The sequence below is a fragment of the Thiohalophilus sp. genome (assembly GCF_046483665.1).
Taxonomy (GTDB): domain Bacteria; phylum Pseudomonadota; class Gammaproteobacteria; order UBA6429; family Thiohalophilaceae; genus Thiohalophilus.
In genome coordinates this window covers 1-6,488 of the sequence record NZ_JAWOCR010000037.1, presented here as the reverse complement: position 1 = coordinate 6,488, position 6,488 = coordinate 1, and the positions used below count along the sequence as shown (strand labels likewise).

General features: G+C 59.5%; 7 protein-coding genes. 5 read left to right on the top strand and 2 right to left on the bottom strand.

Translation table 11 applies throughout. The annotated features are described in order from the left end of the window. Positions 1 to 192: LptF/LptG family permease (locus tag R6U90_RS07905; protein WP_410352130.1), on the top strand; the 192-nt coding region annotated here is incomplete at its 5' end. Between the two features lie 154 nt (positions 193 to 346). Here R6U90_RS07905 and R6U90_RS07900 read toward each other — a convergent pair. Then, complete coding sequence (locus R6U90_RS07900; protein ID WP_410352129.1) at positions 347 to 871, bottom strand: RDD family protein; 525 nt, start codon at positions 869 to 871, stop codon at positions 347 to 349. Positions 872 to 1,085: 214 nt separating this feature from the next. On the opposite strand from R6U90_RS07900, the gene R6U90_RS07895 reads away from it, so the two are divergent. From R6U90_RS07895 to R6U90_RS07885, 3 genes are read left to right on the top strand one after another with little or no spacing between them, the layout of a single operon-like run. After that, positions 1,086 to 1,442 (top strand): DUF2173 family protein, encoded by a 357-nt coding sequence (locus R6U90_RS07895; RefSeq protein ID WP_410352128.1) that lies wholly within the window; start codon positions 1,086 to 1,088, stop codon positions 1,440 to 1,442. A 48-nt stretch (positions 1,443 to 1,490) separates the two neighbouring features. Then, complete coding sequence (locus tag R6U90_RS07890; RefSeq protein WP_410352127.1) at positions 1,491 to 1,829, top strand: DUF2173 family protein; 339 nt, start codon at positions 1,491 to 1,493, stop codon at positions 1,827 to 1,829. A gap of 9 nt (positions 1,830 to 1,838) precedes the next feature. Next, positions 1,839 to 2,171: a DUF2173 family protein gene (locus R6U90_RS07885; RefSeq protein WP_410352126.1), complete on the top strand. Its 333-nt coding sequence runs from the start codon at positions 1,839 to 1,841 to the stop codon at positions 2,169 to 2,171. A 48-nt stretch (positions 2,172 to 2,219) separates the two neighbouring features. On the opposite strand, the gene R6U90_RS07880 is transcribed toward R6U90_RS07885, so the two are convergent. Further along, positions 2,220 to 3,338 carry a glycosyltransferase gene (locus R6U90_RS07880; protein ID WP_410352125.1) on the bottom strand — a complete coding sequence of 373 codons (1,119 nt, stop codon included), beginning with the start codon at positions 3,336 to 3,338 and terminating at the stop codon, positions 2,220 to 2,222. 216 nt (positions 3,339 to 3,554) lie between these two features. On the opposite strand from R6U90_RS07880, the gene purL reads away from it, so the two are divergent. Next, positions 3,555 to 6,488 (top strand): phosphoribosylformylglycinamidine synthase (gene purL, locus R6U90_RS07875; protein ID WP_410352124.1); only part of this gene is annotated, 2,934 nt, incomplete at its 3' end.

Sequence of the window (6,488 nt, the reverse complement as noted above, 5' to 3'; positions counted from 1 at the left end):
GGCGCACAACGTCATACCGGTATCGGTCAGCAGATCCTGATCGGGTTTTTGATCGGGATTGTTTTCTATATCGGTAACCGCCTGGCCGGGCAGATGGGGCTGGTCTACGAGTTCCCGCCGGCGCTGGCGGCCGCTCTGCCGACCGCGCTGGTGATCGGCGCGTCGCTGCTCTGGTTCCGGCGATTACGCTAATACCCTCAGGTACCCTTCGGGTAGGGGCTAGGAGCTAGGGGCTAGGAGCTAGGTACTAGAGGATTTGCAGAAACTGATTTTCTATCACCCCACCCCACCCTAACCCTCCCCTGGAAGGGGAGGGGATGTAAAAACTACCCCTGGTATCTAGCCCCTAGCCCCTATCCTTCGGCAGAAGGATAACGCGGGTATGAGTCAGGCGTTCGCGCCAGCCGTTGGGCCAGTTGTCGAATCCCACCCAGAGCAGGCCGATCAGGGCAATGCTGCCGTGGGGCAGGTGTTGCAGCCAGCGCAGGAGTCCCGGCAGCTGTAATTGCGGGTTGAAGTACACCGCCAGTCCCAGCAACAACACCAGCCAGCCGGGCAGTCCACTCATAAATCGCAACAGGGCGGCGAGCCAGTCCAGCGTACCACTATGCTCATGAACCAGCTGCAGGCGCCAGACTCGCATCCCCAGCGTCTGACCACCGTGGGTCCAGAACCAGCCAAAAAAACCAAAACAAATGAGCAGAAAATAACCGGTCAGTAGGAGGTTGTGTCCCTCGATGGCTTCGCCACCGGTGAAAATCAGGGGAATGGCCGAGGCGATAAACAGGACCGCCAGAAGCAACAGGCCGTCGTAGAGCATGGCAAACAGACGCCGGTAAAGTGGCGCAGGAGAAGGGATTGAAGCGATCATGGTCAAATCCTGAACAGTGAGAGACGGTGCGGTCCGACAGCCTGCCGGAGAACTGTTTTATTTTATAGGGACCTATAAAAAAACTCTATATGGCATTTTCTGTCAGGTCTGTTATTACTAATAGAAACGATTGTCATTGATTTGTATCAATCAATGGCAAACAGCCGCCACTTGCCAGGCGGCAATATAACTATAAAACACAAAAGGGGACTGCATGAGCGTCATATCCGATCTGGTGGCCACACCAGGCGTCATCGCAGCAGGCGAGTATACCTACCGGGGCGATCGATTTACCTACGACGGCCAACTCGATTATGAAACCGCACGCATGGCTTCTATCATGTGCCGCGCCACCACCATGGCTGTGCACATGGAAACGGACATGCTCAAGCACCTTAAATCCGATTGTGGTTGTGTGCCACCCCGGGGTTGGGTGGTTCGCGGCGACAAGTTTACGGTTTGTGTCGTGGCGAATATCTTCTGCTTCATCGACAATGCTTCGAGTTCACTGAATGAAGTGATGGCATATATGCGTGAACATGTGGTGAGCCCGGAAGAGATGCTGGTCTGAGTGACTGCATCAGAATAATAAAATCAATCAGTCTTTAAGGAGTTACCGATGGCCGATCTGGAAAAATTGATCAACCTCGACGGTGCGGTTGCCGCATTCAATTTCAGCAGCAAAGGGGAGTTGCAGGAATCACGCATCAGTGCGGACAGTGAAATGAATGACACGATCCTGGACCTTGTCGCGCATGTCTGCGTTGCCAATACCTCGATTGCCACCATGCAGGCCCGGGGCTGGGAGAATGTTACCGGTTCGGGTGGTTTCTATCCGGTCAGGGGATTCTCTTTAATCGGGTTCGACTGGACTGTTATCGCCAATGAAGAAGCCGGCGTCGTCATGCCCAATGACAAAGTCGATTATGAAACGGCCTATGCCGCGCTGGAAGCCTGAGGAGATAATATGATTAAACAGATCATGATTCTCGATGGCGTCATGGCCGTGGCCCACTTTCGTGATGACGGTGAAATGATTGAAGGGTATGGTATGGGAGGCCAGGAAGAGCTCGCCAGCCTGGCCCATTTTGCCCACGATTTTAAACGCCTGGTACAGGGTAATGCCGATCAGCTTTCCATGTTTACCGGTATCCGCGGCTGGACGCCGCCCGGCGGCTGGGTCGTGCGCGGCGAGCGTTTTACCGTCTGCAGCGTTGGCAACGTCGTTTGCCTGTTCGATGGGAATGAAGGCCATCTCAACGAAGTAATGCAGGAATTACGCGGCGCCTCTCAATGGTAGTCGCAGGGTCGACGATTCAGTGCTGATCCGGGCCATTCGGCGGCGGACTCACGCGCTGTCGCCGGTGATATCCCGTCCTAACAGCTGTGAATAGACTGCCAGGGTTTTTTCCACGGTAATGTCCGGGTTGAAGCAGGTCCGGATGCGCTCTTCGGCGGCAACGCCCATTTGCCTGCGTCGTTCGGGATCGCCGAGCAATTCATCAATGGCGCTGGCCAGCGCATCGGCATCCCCCGAGGCAACAATCCGACCGCTGACGCCATCCTCGATCAGTTCCGGGCTGCCTCCCGAATCGGTGACCACCGCCGGCACTTGCTGGCTCATCGCCTCGATGACCGTGCGGGGCAGCCCCTCGCGGCGCAGGGAGGGGAGTACGAAAACATCAAGCGCCCCGATCAGGGCAGCCCCGTCGGCGCGCCAGCCTGCCAGATGAATTCGATCAGCCGCCGGGCTGCGGGCGATTCGTCTGGCAATATGTTTGTCGTTAACCTTGCCAACCAGCAGCAGGCGCACATCCGGGGTCCGGAGTTTTTCGAAGGCCTCGATCAGGACCGGGATCCCCTTGCGTTTGCGCATTTGTGCCACCGAACCGATTACCGGTACCCCGGCCGGGACGCCAAATTCGCTGAAATCAACAGGGATGTTCTCGCGCGGCCACCAGTCGGTCTCGTGGCCCTTGTGCACGGTCACGACCTTCTCCTGGGGCAGGTGCCAGCCAAGGAATCGATTATGCAGCAGATCCTGACGAATCGCCTCGCAAACACAAATGATGCGATCAACCCTCGGATGCAGAAAGCTGTTGCGGGAGGTAGGGTTCAGCCAGTGCAGATTACCCACGATACCGCGATAGGCGATCAGTTTGGGGGGGAGGTCGTCAATGGCGCGAATCGTGTTGGAGAGCGCGGTTTTGGTATAGACGTGAACGATATCCGGCTGCTCGGTCTCTATCAGTTGCCTGAGTCGGGTAATCGCACCGGGGTCCCGACGCTGATGCATATCCAGCGGGTGAACCGGAATCCCGGCCGCCTGTATCTCTTCCATAAAACTGGCGCCGGTTTTACAGATGACCGCGACCTCAATGCCCAGGGCTTTGGTTCTGAGCAACTGGTGGCGCTCGCCGAGATCCATTTCCTGAAAAACGTGCAGAACCTTGAGTGGCTGATCCATAGTTCTATGCAGACCCTGTGTATCGTCAAAACCGCCAGTATACCCCGAGTAGGGTGAGTTCAGGTACTCCCGGAGTTGCCAGGTTCACAAGCCAATCCGGGGTTCAGTATGCCGCTATCTCATGCCAACTGACTTTCGTGTCGCTCGCTCCCCGGTCGACAGATCGTGTATTATTGACACTCACCGTCAACGCCAATCAATTCCGGGATTCCGCGCATGTTGCAACTCCGAGGTGGCTCGGCCCTGTCGTCCTTTCGTCTGGAAAAATACCTGGCCGCCCTGCGGGCCGAAGTGCCCGAGGTAGCGGAACTGCAGGCAGTGTTTTTGCACTTTATCGAAAGCGAGCCGCAACTGGATGCCGAACAACAACAACGGCTTGAGAGCCTGCTCGCCTGTACCGATGCGCCTGTCCAAAGGCTGCAAGGCCATGACTTTCTGGTTGTCCCCCGGCCCGGCACGATCTCGCCCTGGTCAAGCAAGGCTACCGATATCGCGCATAACTGCGGGCTGGAGTCAGTGCAGCGGATCGAGCGGGGCACTCTCTACACCCTGACACTCAATGACGATCATGATCTGAATGCGGAACAGGCCCGGCGTCTGGGCGCGATGCTGCACGATCGGATGACCGAGGCGGTGTTTCGCGAGGTCGACGAAGCGCAACGGCTGTTTCGGCATCCTGAACCGGCACCGCTGACCGAAGTCGATGTGCTCGGTGGCGGGCGCGACGCCCTGCAGCGGGCCAACGCCGATCTGGGGCTGGCGCTGGCCGCGGATGAGATTGATTATCTGGTAGAGAACTTCCGCTCCCTGGGGCGCAATCCCAGCGATGTAGAGTTGATGATGTTCGCCCAGGCCAACTCGGAACATTGCCGGCACAAGATTTTCAACGCCGACTGGATCATCGACGGCCAGCCCCGCGACAAGTCCCTGTTCAGCATGATTCGCAATACCTGTCAGCAGCATGGCGACGGGGTTCTCTCCGCCTACAGCGATAACTCGGCAGTGATCGCCGGTCACCCCGGCGGCCGGTTTTATCCCGACGCCGTGACCCGGGAGTATGCCTATCACGCCCAGGACATCCACATCCTGATGAAGGTCGAGACCCATAACCATCCCACCGCCATCGCGCCGTTTCCCGGCTCGGCTACCGGCGTCGGCGGCGAGATTCGCGATGAGGGAGCCACCGGCCGCGGTTCCAGGCCCAAGGCCGGGCTGTGCGGGTATTCGGTCTCCAACCTGCGCCTGCCTGATTGCCCCCGACCGTGGGAGACCGATTACGGCAAACCGGAGCGAATCGTCTCGGCCCTGGAGATCATGCTCGAGGCGCCCATCGGCGCGGCGGCTTTCAATAACGAATTCGGCCGGCCCAATCTGTGCGGTTATTTTCGCACTTACGAAGAGCGCGTGCCCGGGCCGCAGGGCGAGGAAATTCGGGGATATCACAAGCCGATTATGCTGGCCGGGGGGCTGGGGAATATCCGTGACGACCACGTTGCCAAGAACGATATTCCACCTGGCGCACAGATTGTAGTACTCGGCGGTCCGGCCATGCTGATCGGCCTGGGGGGGGGAGCGGCCTCGTCCATGGCGACGGGCGAAAGCCTGGAGGATCTCGATTTTGCCTCGGTCCAGCGCGGTAATCCGGAGATGGAACGCCGCGCCCAGGAGGTGATCGACCGTTGCTGGCAGCTGGGCGAGGCCAATCCTGTTATCAGTATTCACGATGTTGGCGCCGGTGGCCTCTCCAATGCCTTGCCGGAGCTGGTCAACGACAGTGGACGCGGCGGTCGCTTTGAATTACGTGCCGTGCCCAACGATGACCCCGGCATGTCGCCTATGGAAATCTGGTGCAATGAGGCACAGGAGCGCTATGTGCTGGCGATCGGCCCGGAAGACCTGGAGCGCTTTGCCGGGATCTGCCAGCGGGAACGCTGCCCCTGGGCCGTGGTTGGCGAGGCCAGTCATGAGCGGCATTTGCTGGTGGGCGATGGCCACTTTGACAACACCCCGATCGATATGCCGCTGGAAGTCCTGCTGGGCAAGCCGCCGAAAATGCTGCGCGATGTCCATCATGCCCCCTTCACGAAGCCGGCGTTCGACCCGGCCGATCTGGATCTGGCGGAGGCGGCCGAACGGGTACTGGCCCTGCCGGCAGTCGCCGACAAGAGCTTTTTGATCACCATCGGTGATCGGACCGTGACCGGGCTGGTGGCGCGGGATCAGATGGTAGGTCCCTGGCAGGTACCGGTGGCCGATGTGGCGGTGACCTCGACCAGTTTCGACTCGGTATGTGGCGAGGCGATGGCCATGGGTGAACGCACGCCGGTGGCGCTGCTGCACCACGCCGCCTCGGCGCGGATGGCAGTGGGCGAAGCACTCACTAACCTGGCAGCCGCGCCGGTGCCGGACCTGTCACGGGTCGTGCTGTCGGCCAACTGGATGGCCGCCGCCGGCCATCCGGGTGAGGATGCCGGCCTGTACGAGGCCGTCCAGGCCGTGGGTATGGAGCTGTGTCCGGCACTGGGCATCACTATCCCGGTGGGCAAGGACTCCATGTCGATGCGCACTGTCTGGCAGGAGCAGGACGAGACCCGTTCGGTCACGGCACCGCTGTCTTTGATTGTTTCGGCCTTCGCGCCGGTCAGTGATGTGAGTCGTACCCTGACCCCGCAGTTGCGTACCGACCGGGGCCCGAGTCGGCTGCTGCTGATCGACCTGGGCAAGGGGGCCAACCGTCTGGGGGGCTCCTGTCTTGCGCAGGTTTATAAACAGCTCGGTCACCATCCGGCCGATCTCGACGATCCACTGGCGTTGAAACACTTTTTTAATGTAATTCAACAGCTTAATGAGCAAGGGCGGTTGCTGGCCTATCATGATCGGGCCGATGGCGGGCTGTTTGCGACGCTTTGCGAGATGGCGTTTGCCGGACGTACCGGCATGCAGATCCGGCTCGACGAACTGGGAGACGATCCGGTGGGCAGCCTGTTCAGCGAGGAGCTGGGGGCGGTCATCCAGGTGCGCGATAGCGAGCTGGCGACGGTACAGGAGGCGCTGCATGACGCCGGCCTGGGCCATCACAGCCATGTGATTGGCTCGCTGCGCGACGATGATCGGCTGATTTTCGAACATCGGGGCGAGAGCCTCCTGGAG

Coding starts and splice junctions, on each gene's coding strand:
- R6U90_RS07890 (WP_410352127.1), top strand. CDS start 1,491: ATGGCCGATCTGGAAAAATTGATCAACCTCGACGGTGCGGTTGCCGCA.
- R6U90_RS07895 (WP_410352128.1), top strand. CDS start 1,086: ATGAGCGTCATATCCGATCTGGTGGCCACACCAGGCGTCATCGCAGCA.
- R6U90_RS07880 (WP_410352125.1), bottom strand. CDS start 3,338: ATGGATCAGCCACTCAAGGTTCTGCACGTTTTTCAGGAAATGGATCTC.
- R6U90_RS07900 (WP_410352129.1), bottom strand. CDS start 871: ATGATCGCTTCAATCCCTTCTCCTGCGCCACTTTACCGGCGTCTGTTT.
- R6U90_RS07885 (WP_410352126.1), top strand. CDS start 1,839: ATGATTAAACAGATCATGATTCTCGATGGCGTCATGGCCGTGGCCCAC.